At 42.0% G+C, this 18105-nt stretch carries 17 protein-coding genes; 5 read left to right on the forward strand and 12 right to left on the reverse strand.

The features are described from left to right. Window positions 1–40: 40 nt before the first annotated feature. The 8 genes from V2H41_RS00090 to metF form a co-directional block, all read right to left on the reverse strand. Complete coding sequence (locus tag V2H41_RS00090) at window positions 41–1327, reverse strand: ABC transporter permease (protein ID WP_330973069.1); 1287 nt, start codon at window positions 1325–1327, stop codon at window positions 41–43. A 44-nt stretch (window positions 1328–1371) separates the two neighbouring features. Further along, the gene (gene cysS, locus V2H41_RS00095; RefSeq protein ID WP_330973070.1) at window positions 1372–2874 is read right to left on the reverse strand and encodes a cysteine--tRNA ligase; all 1503 of its coding nucleotides are present in this window, start codon (window positions 2872–2874) and stop codon (window positions 1372–1374) included. Between the two features lie 124 nt (window positions 2875–2998). Beyond that, on the reverse strand, window positions 2999–4114 hold the full coding sequence (locus V2H41_RS00100) for an endonuclease/exonuclease/phosphatase family protein (protein WP_330973071.1): 1116 nt from the start codon (window positions 4112–4114) through the stop codon (window positions 2999–3001). Between the two features lie 52 nt (window positions 4115–4166). Then, window positions 4167–5105: a rhomboid family intramembrane serine protease gene (locus V2H41_RS00105; RefSeq protein WP_330973072.1), complete on the reverse strand. Its 939-nt coding sequence runs from the start codon at window positions 5103–5105 to the stop codon at window positions 4167–4169. 112 nt (window positions 5106–5217) lie between these two features. After that, on the reverse strand, window positions 5218–5859 hold the full coding sequence (locus V2H41_RS00110; RefSeq protein ID WP_330973073.1) for a rhomboid family intramembrane serine protease: 642 nt from the start codon (window positions 5857–5859) through the stop codon (window positions 5218–5220). Between the two features lie 118 nt (window positions 5860–5977). Continuing rightward, window positions 5978–7387 (reverse strand): 23S rRNA (uracil(1939)-C(5))-methyltransferase RlmD, encoded by a 1410-nt coding sequence (gene rlmD, locus V2H41_RS00115; RefSeq protein WP_330973074.1) that lies wholly within the window; start codon window positions 7385–7387, stop codon window positions 5978–5980. A 75-nt stretch (window positions 7388–7462) separates the two neighbouring features. Beyond that, window positions 7463–7762 carry a DUF1330 domain-containing protein gene (locus V2H41_RS00120; protein ID WP_330973075.1) on the reverse strand — a complete coding sequence of 100 codons (300 nt, stop codon included), beginning with the start codon at window positions 7760–7762 and terminating at the stop codon, window positions 7463–7465. Between the two features lie 78 nt (window positions 7763–7840). Next, complete coding sequence (gene metF / locus V2H41_RS00125; RefSeq protein ID WP_330973076.1) at window positions 7841–8800, reverse strand: methylenetetrahydrofolate reductase [NAD(P)H]; 960 nt, start codon at window positions 8798–8800, stop codon at window positions 7841–7843. 132 nt (window positions 8801–8932) lie between these two features. Here metF and pheS point away from each other — a divergent pair, with 132 nt between their 5' ends. Further along, entirely contained in the window at window positions 8933–9973 is a 1041-nt protein-coding gene (gene pheS / locus V2H41_RS00130) for a phenylalanine--tRNA ligase subunit alpha (protein WP_330973077.1), read from the forward strand. 24 nt (window positions 9974–9997) lie between these two features. Here the strand turns inward: pheS and V2H41_RS00135 are convergent, their stop codons facing one another. The 3 genes from V2H41_RS00135 to V2H41_RS00145 form a co-directional block, all read right to left on the reverse strand. Then, window positions 9998–11440, reverse strand: coding sequence for a CCA tRNA nucleotidyltransferase (locus tag V2H41_RS00135; protein ID WP_330973078.1), 1443 nt, complete (start codon window positions 11438–11440; stop codon window positions 9998–10000). 97 nt (window positions 11441–11537) lie between these two features. Beyond that, the gene (locus V2H41_RS00140; RefSeq protein WP_330973079.1) at window positions 11538–12104 is read right to left on the reverse strand and encodes an L-threonylcarbamoyladenylate synthase; all 567 of its coding nucleotides are present in this window, start codon (window positions 12102–12104) and stop codon (window positions 11538–11540) included. 29 nt (window positions 12105–12133) lie between these two features. Then, on the reverse strand, window positions 12134–13294 hold the full coding sequence (locus V2H41_RS00145; protein ID WP_330973080.1) for a glycosyltransferase family 4 protein: 1161 nt from the start codon (window positions 13292–13294) through the stop codon (window positions 12134–12136). Window positions 13295–13368: 74 nt separating this feature from the next. Here V2H41_RS00145 and V2H41_RS00150 point away from each other — a divergent pair, with 74 nt between their 5' ends. Both V2H41_RS00150 and rsgA read left to right on the forward strand, forming a co-directional pair. After that, complete coding sequence (locus tag V2H41_RS00150; RefSeq protein ID WP_330973081.1) at window positions 13369–14175, forward strand: 2,3,4,5-tetrahydropyridine-2,6-dicarboxylate N-succinyltransferase; 807 nt, start codon at window positions 13369–13371, stop codon at window positions 14173–14175. A gap of 71 nt (window positions 14176–14246) precedes the next feature. Further along, window positions 14247–15176, forward strand: coding sequence for a ribosome small subunit-dependent GTPase A (rsgA, locus tag V2H41_RS00155; RefSeq protein ID WP_330973082.1), 930 nt, complete (start codon window positions 14247–14249; stop codon window positions 15174–15176). On the opposite strand, the gene V2H41_RS00160 is transcribed toward rsgA, so the two are convergent. Next, window positions 15170–15697, reverse strand: coding sequence for a gamma carbonic anhydrase family protein (locus V2H41_RS00160; RefSeq protein WP_330973083.1), 528 nt, complete (start codon window positions 15695–15697; stop codon window positions 15170–15172). The genes rsgA and V2H41_RS00160 overlap by 7 nt on opposite strands. 122 nt (window positions 15698–15819) lie before the next feature. Between V2H41_RS00160 and V2H41_RS00165 the strand changes: the two genes are divergently transcribed. After that, complete coding sequence (locus V2H41_RS00165) at window positions 15820–17274, forward strand: RapZ C-terminal domain-containing protein (protein WP_330973084.1); 1455 nt, start codon at window positions 15820–15822, stop codon at window positions 17272–17274. A 24-nt stretch (window positions 17275–17298) separates the two neighbouring features. After that, a complete protein-coding gene (locus V2H41_RS00170; protein WP_330973085.1) occupies window positions 17299–18048 on the forward strand; it encodes a nucleotidyltransferase family protein in 750 nt (249 codons plus the stop codon). Window positions 18049–18105 lie beyond the last annotated feature (57 nt).

Raw genomic sequence — 18105 nt, forward strand, 5'->3', positions numbered from 1 at the left:
TCGTACACTTTTTTTTATTTCTTGTAGCAAAACAGTAAATTCAGACAATCCCCTGTTTTTTCATGCCAAAATAAGCGATTAACTGAAATACGATAATCATGACAATGGTGGGTACCAGCAATTTGAAAATATCAGCGAAATTGCCTCCTTCCAAGAATAGGCCATAAAAGGCTTCCAAACACCAGTGCAGGGGCGAAATACGCATGATGCCCTGCATCGATTGTGGCATGGCAAATGCCGGCACCAGAAGTCCACCAATAGCGGCAAACAGAACAATGGTAACAGCTCCAATACCGTTGCTTTGTTCTTGTGTTTTGGCGAAAGCACCAATCATGATGGCAAAGCTGGCAGCACACCATCCGCATAAAATAATTACCAATAATAAGCTGATTTTATCCTGCGGAAAATCCAATCCCGGTAACCCAATTAAGGGGAATAACCATTTGCCTATAGAAAAAATGACCAACGCTTGCAGTACAGTGATGATTACATAAGTGATTTGTTTGGATACCATGGCAAGGGTTAAAGGTGTGGGAAGGGTTTTCAGGCGCATAAAGCTACCACTGTTCTTCTCTCTAACAATACTTGCCCCCAGCGAAATCACAATAAAGAACATCGCAAATACCGTCCATGCAGGAATATTGTGTTGTGTGGCGTTCGCAATCACATGACCGCCGTCTTTGGAAACAGCATGCTGTTCGATAGGCGTTTGATTGGCTAGGATCTGTTGCTCCAGATCTTGCGGTATGGGGGCCGAATCATTGATGGCGCTGTACAGGTGTCGTACAATGTATTTACTTTGAACGATCTGTAACAAACTGTTGAGTGATCCTTCTATACCTTGGCGGAAGGAAGGCTGTAGTATAGGATGATACAGCAGGGTTACTGGTGTGTGCGAACGTTGTGATGCCGATGTATCTTCGGAATTTGTGATGGCTATCACCTGCAATGCTTGGGCAGCAATATCTTCCGACTTGGTTAATACATCGGTAGTATACTGCTCGGGAACAATAAGACCTATCAGCGCTTCTTTATTTTGAATTTTCTGACGGAGAACTTCTGTATTTGTAGTAGATGCTACTTTTTTTACGATAAACATTCCCCCTTTGTTAAGGGTATTTTCCAGCTCTTCGCCTGCAACACCTTGATCTTTGTTTAAGAGCAGTAACGGCACTTTCTTATCGTTTACCAGCTCGAAGGTGCTGTTTTGTACAGTGGTGATAACTACTGCCAGCACAATGGGCATGACAAACATTAGCGTCAGCCCCACTTTATCGCGGATTAGAATGCGCCAGTCTTTAATTATGGTTGCCCAGAGTTTGTACATAAGAATTGGAAGAGACGTCAAAAAAATTTACCCGAAATTCTTTTTTAGTTGATATTCCAGGTGACGCTTCCGTCTTTTTCATCTTTCAGTATGATGCCTATTGCTGCCAGCTGATTTCTGATTTTGTCGGACGTTACAAAGTCTTTTCTGCTGCGGGCTTCGCGACGAATATCTATAATCAGTTGCATAACGGCTTTGAGCTTATCGTTGTCCGCAGCCGATACAGCTTTCAGTCCAAAAATATCTTCTATATAAAGCTTGAACTGTTCCTGCAGTTTATTGAAGGTAGCGGTAGATAAGGATTTAATGTCGGTGACTCTGTCTTTAATGCTGTTGATAACAGGAGCCAGCTCAAACATGTTTGCTAGCACTTTAGCCGTATTAAAGTCATCGTTCATAAACTCGGCAAATTCATCTACCAGTTTGTTTACTTTAGCATCCAATTCTTGATCACCTGCTGTTTCGTTCAGCTCACCGCTTCTTTCTTTAATACGTTTCAAGTTTTCGTATGCTTCCCACAGTCTTTTCAGTCCTTTTTCAGATGCCTGAAGTGCTTCGTTGCTAAAGTCGAGCGTACTTCTGTAGTGGCTCTGCAGAATAAAGAAGCGTACCACCATGGGATGGAAAGCTTGGCTCAGTAAGGGATGGGTGCCGCTAAATAGTTCGGTAAGTTTAATAACATTATTATAGCTTTTACCCATCTTGCGGCCGTTAATGGTGATCATGTTGTTGTGCATCCAGTAACGCACCGGAGCTACATGGTTGCAGATGGTACTTTGTGCAATCTCACTTTCGTGGTGCGGGAACATCAAGTCCATTCCACCGCCATGGATGTCGAATTGCTTACCCAGGTATTTAGTTGACATGGCCGAACATTCGATATGCCATCCCGGAAAACCTTCGCCCCAGGGGCTTTGCCAGCGCATGATATGCTGTGGTGGTGCTGCTTTCCACAATGCGAAGTCGGCGGGATTATTTTTTTCTTCTTGGCCTTCCAATTCACGGGTATTTTCCAGCAACTCCTCTATTTTTCTTCCACTGAGCTTACCGTAATCGTAGTTAGCAGCATATTTTTTTACATCGAAGTACACCGATCCGTTTTTCTCGTAGGCATAACCGTCGGCAATCAGTTTTTTAATCATTTCAATCTGCTCTACGATATGTCCTGTAGCAGTAGGTTCTATGGATGGTGGAATACAGTTGAACTGCAGCATAGCCCAATGGAAGAGGTTGGTGTATTTCTGTACCAACTCCATGGGTTCTAGCTTTTCCAAAACAGCCTTGCTAGAAATTTTATCTTCCGCTTCACGCCCTTCTTCTTCAAAGTGACCGGCGTCTGTAATATTTCTTACGTAGCGTACTTTATATCCTAAGTAGGTAAGATATCGGTATACAACGTCAAAAGTAACGTAGGGTCTGGCATGGCCTAGGTGACTCTCTCCGCTTACGGTAGGGCCACATACATACATCCCCACATGCCCCGGGGTAAGGGGGATAAATACTTCTTTTTGCTTTGATAATGAATTATATATCTTAAGTTCACTCATTTTCAGCCTGATTATAAGGACTGCAAAAATATACCTTCTTTGCGTACCAGCTGCTTTCTGGCAGTATTTAATGAACAAAGCTGCTGCGGATGTAAGCTTTTTGGTATGCTTATGTACAAACTACTTATTTCTTTTTAATGTCGGCTATCAGCATGTAATGGTCTGAATAAGGCGTGGTAATTCGTTTGCATTGCTCTACTGAAAACTGATGATCGGTAAAAATATAATCAATACGTAATGTAGGAGAAAGGGATGCGTAAGTTCGGCCGATACCGAATCCTTTTTTCAGAAAAGCATCCTGCATATGGCCTTTTACCTTCTTATAGGTATAGGAGTTTGGAACATCATTCAGGTCGCCACAGAAAACGGTGGGGAAGCTGCTATTACGAACAATATCTTTTACCATATCGGCCTGAATGCTTCTATGTTTGATAGCTACCGACAGTTTGGAAAGAATATAGCTAGCGTTTTTAATAATATTTCCTCTTACACCCTTAAGTTCTTCTATTTTGGAAAGGTCTTCCTTGCGAAACTGATTAGACTGCAGATGGGTAGTATATACCCTAATGGTATCATTCCCTACTTTAATATCTACGAAAACCAGAAATTCGGGTAATGTAGGACGTGGATAACGCACCATACCGGTGTCGACGATAGGGTAACGGCTGAAGATGACGCTGCCGTTGAACAGGCTATCTCCATCCACGTCGTGAGAAAAATAATAGTACGGATAGTTCAAACCTTTGCTGACGGCTGCAATATTGTTATACATATCAGGACGGATGGAGGACGCAAATTCCTGAAAGCAAAGTATATCGGCATTAACCTGTTCTATTTGTTTCAGCATTTTATAGCGCGTCTGACTACCGCGGTTATTATTGCGCGCCATTTCTATAAAACGAGCAACATTCCAGGTGGCAACTCTTATGATACCTTCTTTTTTAGTTTCTTCAAAAGAAGTTGAAAAAGGCCTTAATGCAAAAAAATCGGTAATGGCACCACCTCCCAAAAATAATGCGACTCCTGAAAGCAAGGCCCATTTGCGGCGTACTAGCCACCACCATACAAAAAACGCTAATACTAGGAGTAGTAGAAACGGAAAAGCAAGACTGATGAGAGAAAGCAGTGGCCAGAGCTGCGGATTGATATAGGGGTTGATGCAGGCCACCAGAAATGCGGCCACAACAATAATGTTGATAAAAAACAAAACACGACTGCTTATTCGTGCAAAAACTCCCATGATCAGTGTGCAATAAGCGGGTAAGTTAAGCCATTATTAATATCAGGACAAATTATTGCCTACCTTTCAAATCTTCCTTGCTGGCCCGCTCCAGAAAAGATTTTTCTTCTTCGGTGAGCTGATCGTAGCCGTACTGACTGATTTTGTCCAGAATCTCGTCGAGTTTTTGCTGCGTAATCTTAGGTGTTTTTACATAAGGGGTTGTTTTTGCATTGTAGAAAAACGCAGACTTTATCTTTTCCCTGCTTTGATACGGTTTTTCAGGATTTACGAGATTGACGAGCCAGTCATAAAAGTTATTCATCCACTCACTGGCATCAAACCCTCTTCGCAGAATAAAAATAAATAGGAAACCGGTAAGTGCTCCTGCCAAATGAGAAACGTATACCGACAAATTATCGGGAGGTAGTGTAGCCATATCAATGGCCAAATAAATAATCGATACAATCCATAAGGAAATACCACCGCCTACCATGGGTAATATCTTATAATTAGGACAGATGGTAGTGGCGGCAGCGGCTACGGCCAAAATACCCGAACTGCTACCTATCAGAAAAGAAGCAGATGAGGCTGTGCCTAGAAAATAATTAGCTGCCAGATAAGCAATGCCCCCAATCAGCACACCATACAGATAAACAGGAACGATTCTTTTGTTGCCGGTCATGTCCATGAATACATACCCAAATCCCCATAGCCATAACATGCTGGCGAACAACTGCCATAAGTTGATATGGGAGAAGCCATAGGTGAGGATTGTCCATATACGAGGAAGCGTCTGTTCTGTGCTGCCGGCCAGAGCAAACCATTTCAGAACCTTCTGGTTGTAAACTGTATTTAAATCTGCATTCTCGGGCAGCTGTATATAGGTGAGCGCCCTGAAAAACATCAATACCACAAAGACAATCATGGTAACAGCTATTAGCATCACCAGAGGATTGATTCTGCCTCCATATGACAGCCGCGAACTCAAATTTCTATCAGCAATAGCCATTATATACAGTTTTCCAGCTTTATTTCTTTACTTGCAATGATAATAAATGAACAATTGATATTGTATTGCATACACCGGAATTTCGGTTATATTTTTCATTGCTCCCTCCAAACTAATATAACGTCCTACGATTGGTTTTGTTCCAAATTTTAAGCAAAATAAAACCGGTAATGGCGCCTCCGAGGTGGGCAAAATGTGCAATATTATCACCGCTTACCTGCGAAATACCACCGAACAAATCTATGGCTACCAATCCTAAAATAGCCCATTTGGCTTTAATGGGTACAGGAATGAACATGATGTACAATTCGGTGTTGGGAAAGGTCATGGCGAAAGCCACTAAAACACCAAATACGGCTCCTGAAGCACCTACCGCTACATCGTGCGCGCCCATAAAATATTGCATGGCCAGATGGGTGACTGCAGCGCCTAGTCCGCACAGTAGATAAAATATCAGAAATCTTTTAGATCCCCACAGGTTTTCCAGCACACGTCCGAACATCCACAGGGTGAACATATTAAAAAGAATATGAAAAAACATGTAAGGCCCAGACGCAGCATGGGCAAACATGTGGGTAACGATTTGCCAAGCATGGAAGAAAGGAGAGTTTACAGGCCACAGCCCAATTCTATCGGTAAGATTAAAGCGCGAATCAAAAAGAACCTGAGCCAACCATACTACTACATTAATGGCAATCAAGTTTTTAATCGCCGGGGGGAACTTTTCTGCCGGTCTGTAATAAAAATCACTCATTGGGCAAAGATAACCCCCCAAAGCTATGTTTCAAATTGGTTTTGTGAAATACTTATTATTAACTAATTAATAATAGTGAGGCGGTGATTGTATTTTCTTATTATAAGATAGGCACGGTTTACTCGCGCAATTTTAATTGCACCACATTTTCAATATGCAATGTATGTGGGAACATGTCCACAGGTTGGATTTTGGTAACCATGTATTTTTCATCCAATAGTGCTAGGTCGCGCGCTTGTGTAGCGGGATTACAGCTTACATACACCACCGTAGGGGCTGCCATTTCTTTAATCTTTTGCACTAGCTTTTCATGCATGCCTGCGCGTGGTGGGTCGGTGATGATCACATCGGGCTTGCCGTGGTGGCGGAAAAAGGCATCGTCACATACTTTAATTACATCTCCTGCATAAAAGAATGTTTTATCCAGCTGATTCAACGCGGCGTTTTCTTTGGCGTCTTCAATGGCTGCATCAATCACCTCCACTCCAATTATTTTTCCGGCTTTATGGCTGCAAAAAATGCCAATGCTGCCCGTACCACAGTATAAATCATACAAAGTTTCGTTGCCGGTAAGCTCGGCAAATTCGCGGGTGATTTTGTATAAAACCTCGCCTTGTCGGGTATTGGTCTGGAAGAAAGATTTAGGTCCTATTTTAAATTTGAAGTCTTCCAATTGTTCTATTACGTAACCCTTACCATGATATACAATAGGCTCTAGGTCATGCAGACTGTCGTTTTTCTTAGTATTGATGGTATATAGCAAGGTGGTAATATCGGGAAATTGCTGCCGAATAAACTGCATCAGTTGTTCAATCTTTTCTTCATCCGCTTCACCTACTACTACATTGGCCATCCACTCGCCGGTTTCGCAAATGCGCAATTGCAACGTGCGTAAAAAACCGTGTTGCTCTTTTAGATTATAAAAGCTCCAGCCCTTTTCTATAGCAAAGTTTTTTATTGCCAGTCTTATTTTGTTTGTGGGTTCGGATTGCAAATAGCAAGTTTGTATATCTACTACTTTACTCCAGAAACCGCGACCATGGAAGCCTGCGACACCTGGTTTAGGAGGTGTACTTACAGTATTTATGGCATCCTTGGGAAGAAACTCTTCGGTGCCGAAGGTGTATTCTATTTTATTACGGTAATGTGTTGTTTTTTCGGAACCGATGATGGGTTGTATCTCCGGTAGTTGAATTTTGCCTATGCGTGTAAGGTTATCTACTACCTGTTTCTGCTTGTATTGCAATTGCAGATCATAAGGTAGCATTTGCCATTGACAGCCACCGCAAGTGCCAAAGTGCTCACAAAAAGGCGTAATCCTTTTTTCAGAATATTGATGAAAATGTACGGGCCAACCTTCGGCCCAGTCTTTTTTATTTTTTGTAAGACGTATATCCACTACATCGCCGGGTACTACTTGCTCTACAAATACAACTTTGCCATCCACACGCGCTAGTGAGCGACCTTCGGCGGCATAATCTTCTATTAATACCTTTTCGAGTGTAATATTTTTATTTCTACGAGCCAAAGTGAACTTATTTGGTTTACAAAACTACGGTTGCCGGTGTCAAATATAGGACAGGTAAAAAATTCTACAGGTGGTTTATAGTGTTGCACCTTTGATGAGAACAGCAGATTGAATGGCCTGTTCTTTTAGCGATAGATGTTTTTGTCGTTCCGGATCTTGCATGAAGCTCTCAAAATCATGCTCTGACGGAAACTCCACCATGTGTACTTCGTAAGGCGCCGGAATATTACTTTCTAAAATCGAGGTTTTATCGGGACGAATGCGCAAGAGTAATTTGCCGTTGTGCTTGGCTATTAATGGGATGGCAATAGCTTCGAACTGGTCGAAAAGCGTTTCTGCGCCGGGTTTGATATAGATGAGCTGTGTAATAATCATGCTGTGGATTCATGCACTGCAGTACAAGTGTGCGACGCAAATGCGATGATACGTGCACTACAGTCGGTACCATAAAAATTATAATCGTTTAATTGCATTTGCTATGATATGCGGTTTGCCCAGTGTGTAATAGTGTAATACCGGTACACCGTTCTTCTTTAGGTCGCGGCTTTGCTCCAGCAGCCACTCTTCGCCCACTTTTTCCACATCTTCGTTGTTTTTGCATTTCAATACTTCATTGCAAAGCTCGCTAGGAAGGTCTATGGAGAAAACTTTGGGCAAGGTAGTTAACTGTTTCTTGGTAGATATGGGCTTGAGACCTGGAATGATAGGTACATTAATACCTTTGGCCCGACAAGCATCCACAAAGGCGTAGTATTTGGCGTTGTCGAAAAACATCTGGGTAACGATATAATCCGCTCCTGCATCTACTTTGGCTTTCAGGTAAGCCAAATCGGTTTCCATATTAGGTGCCTCGAAATGCTTTTCGGGATACCCGGCCACACCTATGCAGAAGGATGTCTTGCGACTATTGATGAGTTCTTCTTCTAAATAGATGCCATTATTGAGATTGACTACCTGTTTTAATAAGTCGATAGCATATCGATGCCCATCGGGATGCGGTATAAACGCGGTTTCGTGCTTAGCGGCATCGCCACGCAATACCAGCACATTGTCAATTCCGAGGTATTGCAGGTTGATGAGTGCGTCTTCGGTTTCGGTAATACTGAATCCACCGCAGATTAGGTGAGGTACCGTATCTACGTTGTACTTGTTCATAATAGCGGCACATATGCTTTCGGTTCCGGGTCTTTTGCGGATGGTAACTTTTTTAAAGCTGCCATCGGGATTTTTGCGGAATTCGTGCTCGCTGCGATGGTAGGTAACGTTGATATAGGCAGGATGAAACTCCATTAACGGGTCCATATGCTCATAAAGCGCTTCGATGCCTTTGCCCTTCAAGGGAGGTAGTACTTCAAAAGATATCAGCGTTTCGTTTTTCTCCTTCGCCCTATTAATGTGTTCTATTACCTTCATGGCCTTTTTTTAGTAAGGGGCAAAATTAAGGTTCATTGCTAAAAAAATAGCAATCTTGTAGACTTTTGGCTTTCAGTACATATTGTAGATGAGATAATGGTACTAACCTAAACTTGGTTATCTTTGCGGGCTATGCAGGACTTGTTACAGAAAATAGAAGCGTATAAAGCAGAAGTAAGCTCGTTTAATGCAACGGATACTAAGCAAGTGGAAGAATTTCGCATTAAATGGCTGGGATCAAAGGGGCTGGTGAAAAGCCTGATGGGCGAAATGAAAAACGTGCCTAACGAGCAAAAGCGTGAGGCGGGTCAGTTGCTGAACGAGTTTAAAAATTTTGTGGAAGAGAAGTTTAATGCCTTAAAGGAAGCTACGGAAGCATCAGAGCAAAGTGGGGCGACCCTTGATTTGACCCTACCCGGAGATGAAACTCCGCTAGGTAGTAGACACCCAATTGCTTTAATGCGTAACCGTATTATTGCTATTTTCCAGCGACTGGGATTTGCAGTGGCTGAGGGTCCTGAAATAGAAGATGACTGGCATAATTTTACTGCGTTGAATTTGCCCGAGCATCACCCTGCACGGGATATGCAGGATACTTTTTATATCGATGCGGGTCAAAACAGTGCGGTAGACTGGTTGCTACGTACACATACTAGCAATACGCAGATCCGTGAAATGGAAAAGGGCAAACTGCCTATCCGTGTGATTTGTCCCGGACGTGTATATCGTAACGAAACCATCAGTGCACGAAGCCATTGTTTCTTCCATCAGGTAGAAGGTTTATATATCGATGAGAATGTTTCTTTTGCGGACCTGAAACAAACACTGTACTTCTTCGTAAAAGAAATGTACGGGCAGGACGTGCGTGTTCGCTTCCGTCCTTCTTATTTCCCTTTTACCGAACCGAGTGCCGAAATGGACGTAAGCTGTTTTATTTGCGGCGGTGAGGGTTGTAACATTTGTAAGAAAACCGGATGGGTAGAAATACTGGGCTGCGGTATGGTGCATCCTAATGTATTACAAAATTGCGGCATCAACCCCGAAAAGTATACAGGCTTTGCCTTTGGGATGGGAGTTGAGCGCCCTGCCATGCTGAAATACGGCATCAATGATATCCGCCTGTTTAGCGAAAACGATGTACGCTTCCTGAAGCAGTTTACGAGCGCGTTATAGGATACGTGTTAGGCGTTTATATTTTCATTCCTGATAAACGCCGATTTCCCTTGCTTTTTGATAAAGGAATTCCAGTGCCGCTTCGCGGGTATTGGCTACAGCGCCATCTAGAATGGCATCTTTTAAGCTGTCTTTTAAAATGCCCACCGGCTTGGATGGGGGAAGATTGAACAGTTGCATGATTTCTACGCCATCAATAGGAGGCTGCCAATTGCGGATATGGTCTTTTTCTTCCACTTCCTTGCAGCGCCTACGTACCAGCTTAAAGTTGTCGAGGTAGCGCCGCACTTTTTGTTTGTTTTTACTGGTAATATCGGCTTCGCACAAGGTCATAAGTGCCTCGAAGTCATCGCCGGCATCGAATAGTAACCGGCGTATGGCGGAGTCGGTAATATTTTCTTTTGTAAGGCTGATAGGGCGCAAGTGAAGCATTACCAGCTTTTTCACAAAACGCATTTTTTCGTTGAGGGGTAGCTTCAGCTCGTTGAAGATTTTAGGCACCATTTTTCCGCCTACTACTTCATGCCCGTGAAAGGTCCAGCCGTGACCTTCTTCAAACTTTTTGGTGGCGGGTTTACCTATATCGTGCAATATAGCTGCCCATCTCAACCATAGGTCATTGCTTTTTTGGGCAACATTATCCAGTACCTGTAGGGTGTGATAGAAATTGTCTTTGTGGCCGTGGCCATCGATATATTCCGCACCCGCCAACGCAGCCATCTTGGGGAAGATAAGTGCGAGCAGTCCGGTTTTATACAGCAGGTCAAAACCCACTGAAGGCTTAGGTGCTAGAATAATTTTATTGAGTTCGTCTGTAATTCTTTCCTGTGATATGATTTTAATTCGTTCTGCTTGATCGGTGATTGCCAACAGTGTTTCGCTAGCGATGGTAAAATTCAATTGTGTAGCAAAGCGAATGGCGCGCATCATGCGCAACGGGTCATCACTGAAAGTCTGTTCCGGGTCGAGCGGCGTAATAATGGTTTTGTCTTCAAGATGTTTTAGACCGCCGAATGGGTCGATTAGCTTTCCGAAATTGTTTTTATTGAGGCTGATAGCCAGTGCATTGATAGTGAAATCTCTTCTTTTCTGATCATCCTCTAATGTGCCGGGTTGTACTTGTGGTTTGCGGCTATGGCGTTGGTAGCTTTCTTTACGGGCACCTACAAATTCAATTTCAAAGGTGATGTCTTTGCCTTGTGGTGTGCGTAGGGTAGTCTTTATTTGTGCAGTACCAAAGTTCTTAAATATGTTCACTTTGGGCACAGGTAAGAATCTTGCAGCTACTGCTTTAGCCAGTGCAATGCCATCACCTACACATACTACATCCGCATCTTTGGTAGGCCGGCCCAGCAATTTATCGCGTACAAATCCTCCTACCAGATAGCTTTCCAGATGTAACTCCTGTGCTGCATCAGCTATTTTATCGATGATGATTTTTTCCTGGTCGTTTAATTCAATATCCATGCGCAACAAAGATAATGTTAGCTTATGGAGTTTACATGTGATATAGGGTAAAACTTATCAAAAGACCTGTATACGCTTAACTGTTATTTGATATATTTTATTTTCGAATAATTTCTGGGGTACCATCGTTCCAGCGTATGATGGATGAAGGCTGTGCTGGACTGTTATCATCCTGGCGATATTGTACCACATAATCCACTCCGTTTTTAATAGGCTCATTAATAGCCGCAAATTGCGAGGGTGTAGGTTCTCCAGAAATATTGGCCGAGGTTGAAACAATCGGTTTTCCAAAACGCTTGATGAGTGCTCTACAGAATTCGTCCTTACAAATTCTGATGGCAATACTGCCGTCTTCGGCAAGCAGGTTGTCGGCAAAACCCAATCCGTGTTCATAAATAACAGTGGTGGGTTTGCTGACGGTATCGAGATAATCGAAAAGCCCTAAATCTACCGAGGCGGTGTGGTGTAGGATATCGCGCTCGGAAGCAACTAATACAATGAGCGCTTTACTATCGTCGCGTTTTTTTAATGCATATACTTTTGAAACTGCCTCGGGATTGGTAGCATCACATCCAATACCCCATACGGTATCGGTAGGGTATAAGATGGTGCCACCTGATTGCAATACTTCAATACATTTTTTGATATCTGCTTCAAAAACCATATGTATTCGCTTATAATCCGATACAAAGTTTATTTATTATTCAGTGCTGCTTGATAGATATTTATTACTGATTGTACATACACTTCCGGTGCGAAGCGTTGTACATTGATAAAACCTTTTGCTATGGCTTGTTGGCGATAAAGAGCATCGCCATAAAATTTTCTAAATCCTTCTGCCATTTCTTCGGGCTTTTCGGGGTGGACATAGAAGGCCGCATCGCCACCGATTTCGGGCATGCAAGAAGTGGAAGACGTGATAACCGGAACTCCTCCGGACATTGCTTCGATAATAGGTAGCCCAAATCCTTCATAGAAGGATGGATAAATCATCGCCGTCGCCATTTGATACAGTGCCGGGAAATCTTCCGTTTCTACAAAAGGTTTTTTACCCGCAGCGGCCAGCGCATCGGTCAGAAAAATCACTTTATCTTGTAGCCGATTGTCGGCAAGATATTGTTTTACTTTCTTCTTATAGGCCCCGCCTTTACCCACTACTACCAATGGCAAGGGGATCTCCTGTTGCACCAGCTGCAAAGCTTTACAGATGTTCAGCAGATTTTTTCTTTCAATGATAGTTCCTACATGCAGAAAAAACTCTCGCGGCAAATTGTATTTAGCCCGTATTCGTTCTTTTTTTTCCTCGCTTACAATATTGCTGAAGATAGGATCACAGCTTTGGTAGGCCACATCAATCTTTGAAGGATCGATATGATAGGTGTTGGTGATATGGCGTTTTGTTTCCTCACTGATGGCCATAATTCTGTTGGCGTACTTACATGCATAGCGCATTTTGCTGCGATATATTTTGGTGCTGATAAAGCTGAAGTCTGAGGGGTATAGCTCGGCAAAAAGATCGTGTATGGTTACTACTGATGGAATACCTGTTGTATGTATACCGCTTGGGATTTCCTGGCTAAGTCCGTGATACAGATCTATTTGCAATCTTTTTAGATCTTTACATATCCATTTGCTTCGCCAAGCTCCTCTCAGTATTTTATGCAGTGGTGCCGAAGGTTGCACTTCTTGTATATGGCTGGCTTGAGGGCGAAACATACTTCCCGGTTTGGGATTGAATAGGAAGTATCGATGCTCGGGATGATACGATGCCAATAATTCTACGAGTACCCGGCTGAAAAATCCCAGTCCTGTATCATTATGATAAGCCCGTTTTGCATCAAAACCTATGTTCATAAAGACAAATATAGCTATTGACTATTGACCATTCGCTATTCAACATTATCTTTGCTAGAATACAAATTTTTACTATGCAGGATCTAATATTAGAAGCTTGGGCAAACCGAGAATTGCTAAAAGACAAGAAATACAGCGATGCTGTACGTGAAGTAATTGAAGGATTAGACAAAGGCGCTTTGCGTGTTGCCGAAAAAAACGGAGATAAATGGAAAGTGAATGAGTGGGTAAAACAGGCTATCCTGATGTATTTTGCCATACAGCCCATGCAAACTTGGGATGTAGATCCCTTTGAGTATTACGATAAAATGTTGTTGAAGAAGGATTATGAGAAGCTGGGCGTTAGGGCTGTACCACCGGCAACGGCACGCTATGGTTCCTATCTGGCTAAAAACGTAGTATTGATGCCTTCTTATGTAAACATTGGTGCCTATGTAGATGAAGGCACTATGGTGGATACATGGGCTACAGTAGGAAGCTGTGCGCAAATTGGCAAAAACGTGCATCTGAGTGGAGGTGTGGGTATCGGAGGAGTGTTGGAACCCTTACAAGCCAGTCCGGTAATTATAGAAGACGGATGTTTCCTGGGTAGCCGCTGTATTGTGGTAGAAGGAGTAATCGTAGAAAAAGAAGCGGTATTGGGTGCTAATGTGGTGCTTACCAAAAGTACGCGTATTATCGACGTAAGTAAGGAAGTGCCTATAGAGACAAAGGGACGTATTCCTGCTCGTAGTGTGGTAATCCCCGGAACCTATACTAAAAAATTCCCAGCAGGAGAATATCAAGTACCCTGTGCGCTGATTATTGGGAAACGTAGAGCCAGCACTGATTTAAAAACTAGCCTCAACGACGCTTTGCGTGATTTCAACGTAGCGGTTTAATAAAATATACAGCGTATAGCAAAGAGATAATTTTGCTATACGCTTATTTTTTAATCTTAATTTATTGTTTATTGAAAGCGCTCGTATATAGGTCAACCGGCAGTTGGTATACTGTTAAGGACGAAAAAGGTCAATTTTATAATGCTCGTATCAAGGGTGTATTTAAGATTGACGATGACATTACGAGCACAAACCCTATTGCTGTAGGTGATGAAGTAACAATAGAACCGGAAAATGTAACGGAGGGTACAGCCATTATCACTGATATCCTTCCTCGAAAAAATTACATCAACCGTCAGTCGCCACGGGTAAAGCATCAGCAGCATATTATTGCTGCTAATTTGGATCAGTCATTGCTTATAGCCACTTTGAAAGATCCCCGCACCTCGCAAGGATTTATCGATCGTTTTTTGGTGGTTTGCGAGATGTATCACGTACCTGCCGTTATTGTTTTTAATAAAATTGATATCTATCGCGATAAAGAACAGGAGAAACTAAAAGAGTTGCAGGAGATGTATGCTGCTCTGGGATATAAAGTCTTTCCTGTGAGTGTAGAGCATAAAAGCGGTCTTGACACTTTAGAGGCTTTACTAAAAGATCGAACCACACTGGTTAGTGGTCATAGTGGTGTGGGAAAATCTACATTTATTAATTATCTACTACCTGATCAGCAAATTAAAACCCAAACCGTGAGTAAGTGGAGCGGAAAAGGGCTGCATACTACTACTTTTGCCACCATGTACGATTTGCCGGAAGGAGGGAGAATAATAGATACCCCCGGTATTCGGGAGCTGGCCGTTACAGGACTGGAAAGAGAAGAACTCTCTCATTATTTTCCAGAAATGCGCGAACGTCTGCACGATTGTCGCTACAATAACTGTATACATATCAATGAACCTGATTGTGCCATTAAGGAAGCTGTTAATAACGGGCACATTCACCCCGACAGATATGTGAGTTATCTTACTATTCTGGAAAGTATCAACACTAAGAATTACTGATTGTCGCTCTCTTTAAACCATCCAGCGTATTTGATATAATTATTGGCAATACGATTGATTTCGCCGTTAATCAATTCTTCTGAAATATCTTTTATTTTTTTGGCAGGAACGCCTGCATAAATACTCCCGGGTTCGCAAATAGTATTCTCGAGTACTACGGCTCCCGCAGCAATAATTGTGTTACTATGTACAACGGCGTTGTCCATAATAATAGCGCCCATTCCTATCAATACATTATCATGTACGGTACAACCATGTACGATAGCATTGTGGCCTATGGAAACATTATTGCCTATAGTAGTACCGGCTTTTTGATAAGTACAGTGAATACAGGCGCCGTCCTGAATATTTACTTTGTTTCCGATTTTAATAAAGTTTACATCACCACGTACTACCGCATTAAACCAAACGCTACACTGCTCGCCCATGATTACATCACCCACTATTGTTGCATTAGGCGCAATAAAACAATCTTTTCCCCAAACGGGTGCTTTTCCTTCCACAGGTAGTATTACTGGCATAAATACACGAATTTAACTTTTCAAATTAACGATATTTTTTTCCATTAGGTATATATTTGGCAATAGTTAATATATTCGAAAAAGCATACAAAATCAATTTATCAATATTTACATTTTACTTCATGCAGGAAAGAGTAAACCACATTAAAGATTTATATAGCAAAACTTACCATAAAGAACCCCGAAACATTGATATATTGCCTCAGGCGGGTAGCGAGCGCCGTTATTTCCGAATTTGGAGTGATGCAAATGATTCCGTTATCGGTACCTACGGAGCTAATATCCCGGAGAATGAGACATTTTTTTATTTCTCCGAGCACTTTCAGAAAAAGCATCTACCCGTAGCCAATATTTATGCGGTAAGTGAAGACAGACAATACTATTTGCAAGAGGATTTCGGAGATGTTTCTTTAATCAGTCGTCTCGAATCTGAAGGATATACACCAGAAGTATATAATTTGTTCAAACGCAGCCTAGAGGAACTCGCACGGTTACAGGTGACGGGAGATCAGGGACTGGATTATAATAAATGCCTTACTAATAAGGAATTTGGCAAACAGGCTATTATGGCCGATTTGCTATATTTTAAATATTATTTTCTGGATGCATTGCGCAAGCCTTATGATAAACAGAAGTTGATCGACGATTTTGAAGCGCTGAGTAATTATCTCACACATACCGATCATAAATTTTTTATGTTTCGGGATTTTCAAAGTCGCAATATTCAGGTGATGCCTGATAATTCTGTGCATTTCATAGATTATCAAGGAGGCATGAAAGGTGCACCTCAGTACGATGTAGCATCTTTGCTGTGGCAGGCACGTGCCGCATTACCCGAAGATTGGAAGCATAATCTGCTGCAGGACTATATGAATGCGCTTGAGCCCTTATTAAACAAGCCTTTGAATAAGCTTACCTTCGTAAGTCAGTACTATGGTTATGTATTAATAAGATTGCTGCAGGTATTAGGGGCTTATGGTTTCAGAGGACTTTTTGAAAGAAAAGCCCATTTCCTTACCAGCATTCCTCTGGCATTAAAGAATTTAAAAGCTTTTTTGCAAACCTATCCTATGAGTATTGCATTGCTGGAGTTTGAAAAAGTATTGCAGATATGTGTGGATGATGAGATTATCCAGCAGTTTACTCCGGTACAAGCTACACCCGAAACACCCTTGGTGGTGAAGGTTTGCAGCTTTTCTTATAAAAAAGGATTACCTGTAAAAGATGAAGAAAATGGCGGAGGATTTGTATTTGACTGCCGCGGTATATTAAACCCCGGTCGCATTGAAAGCATGAAAAAACTCACAGGTCGTGATAAAGAAGTGATACAGTTTTTGGAGCAGCAGACCAAAATGCCGGAGTTCTTACATAGTGTGTTTGATGTAGTGGATATTACTGTAGAGGATTTTATAAAACGTGGATTTACTAGTCTACATGTAAGTTTTGGATGTACTGGTGGACAACACCGCAGTGTATATGCCGCCGATGCGCTAGTACGTCATCTTCGCAACAAGTTTAAAGTAAAAGTACAATTGAATCATTACGTACAGGAAGAGAAAAACTGGATTAACGAATAAGGTGTAGAGGCATAAGCAATAGTTATGACAAATATTTCTTCAACTTTTGGAGTATCTCAGGCAATGATATTTTGTGCAGGGCTGGGCACTCGCTTTAAACCCTGGACGGATCAACATCCGAAAGCCCTTGCTATTATTAATGGTAAATCCTTGTTGCAACGTAATGTGGAGTATTTGCTGCAATATGGTATTAAGGATATTATTGTTAATGTACATCATTTTGCCGATCAGATAGAGGCTGCGGTAAAACAATACAACGGTTGGGGGGCTAATATTGTGATTAGTGATGAGCGGTCCGAAGTACTCGAAACTGGAGGCGGATTACTTCATGCTAAGCATTTATTTCGACGGGGAGAGAGGTTTATAACCTGCAACGCCGATATTTTGACGGACTTGAAAATGGATCAATTGCTAACATTTCATGAGCAGCAGGCCCCATTGATATCTTTTGCGATAAGCGATAGAAAGACATCGCGAAACCTGTTGTTCGACGAGAATAATATTTTATGCGGATGGCGTAATAATAGTACCGGAGAAGAAAGAATTGCGGTTTCGGGTGAACAATTATTCCCTAAAGCCTATGACTGTGTGGCCGTTTTTGAATACGGGGTGTTTGATTATATTCGTTTTACAGGAAAATTTTCGTTGATTGATTTATACTTGGATTTAGCACCCCATCATAAAATTATGGGCTTTGAGCATCATGATGATCGTTGGATTGATGTGGGAAAGCCGGAGAGTGTGCCTATTGCGGAAAGTATGTTTAACGAATGAGGATTTACAAATTGTAATAAAACAAAAAGGTTGATAAGCTAACTTATCAACCTTTTG

Origin of the sequence: Niabella digestorum, from assembly GCF_036409055.1 — a bacterium.
GTDB classification, from domain to species: domain Bacteria; phylum Bacteroidota; class Bacteroidia; order Chitinophagales; family Chitinophagaceae; genus Niabella; species Niabella composti.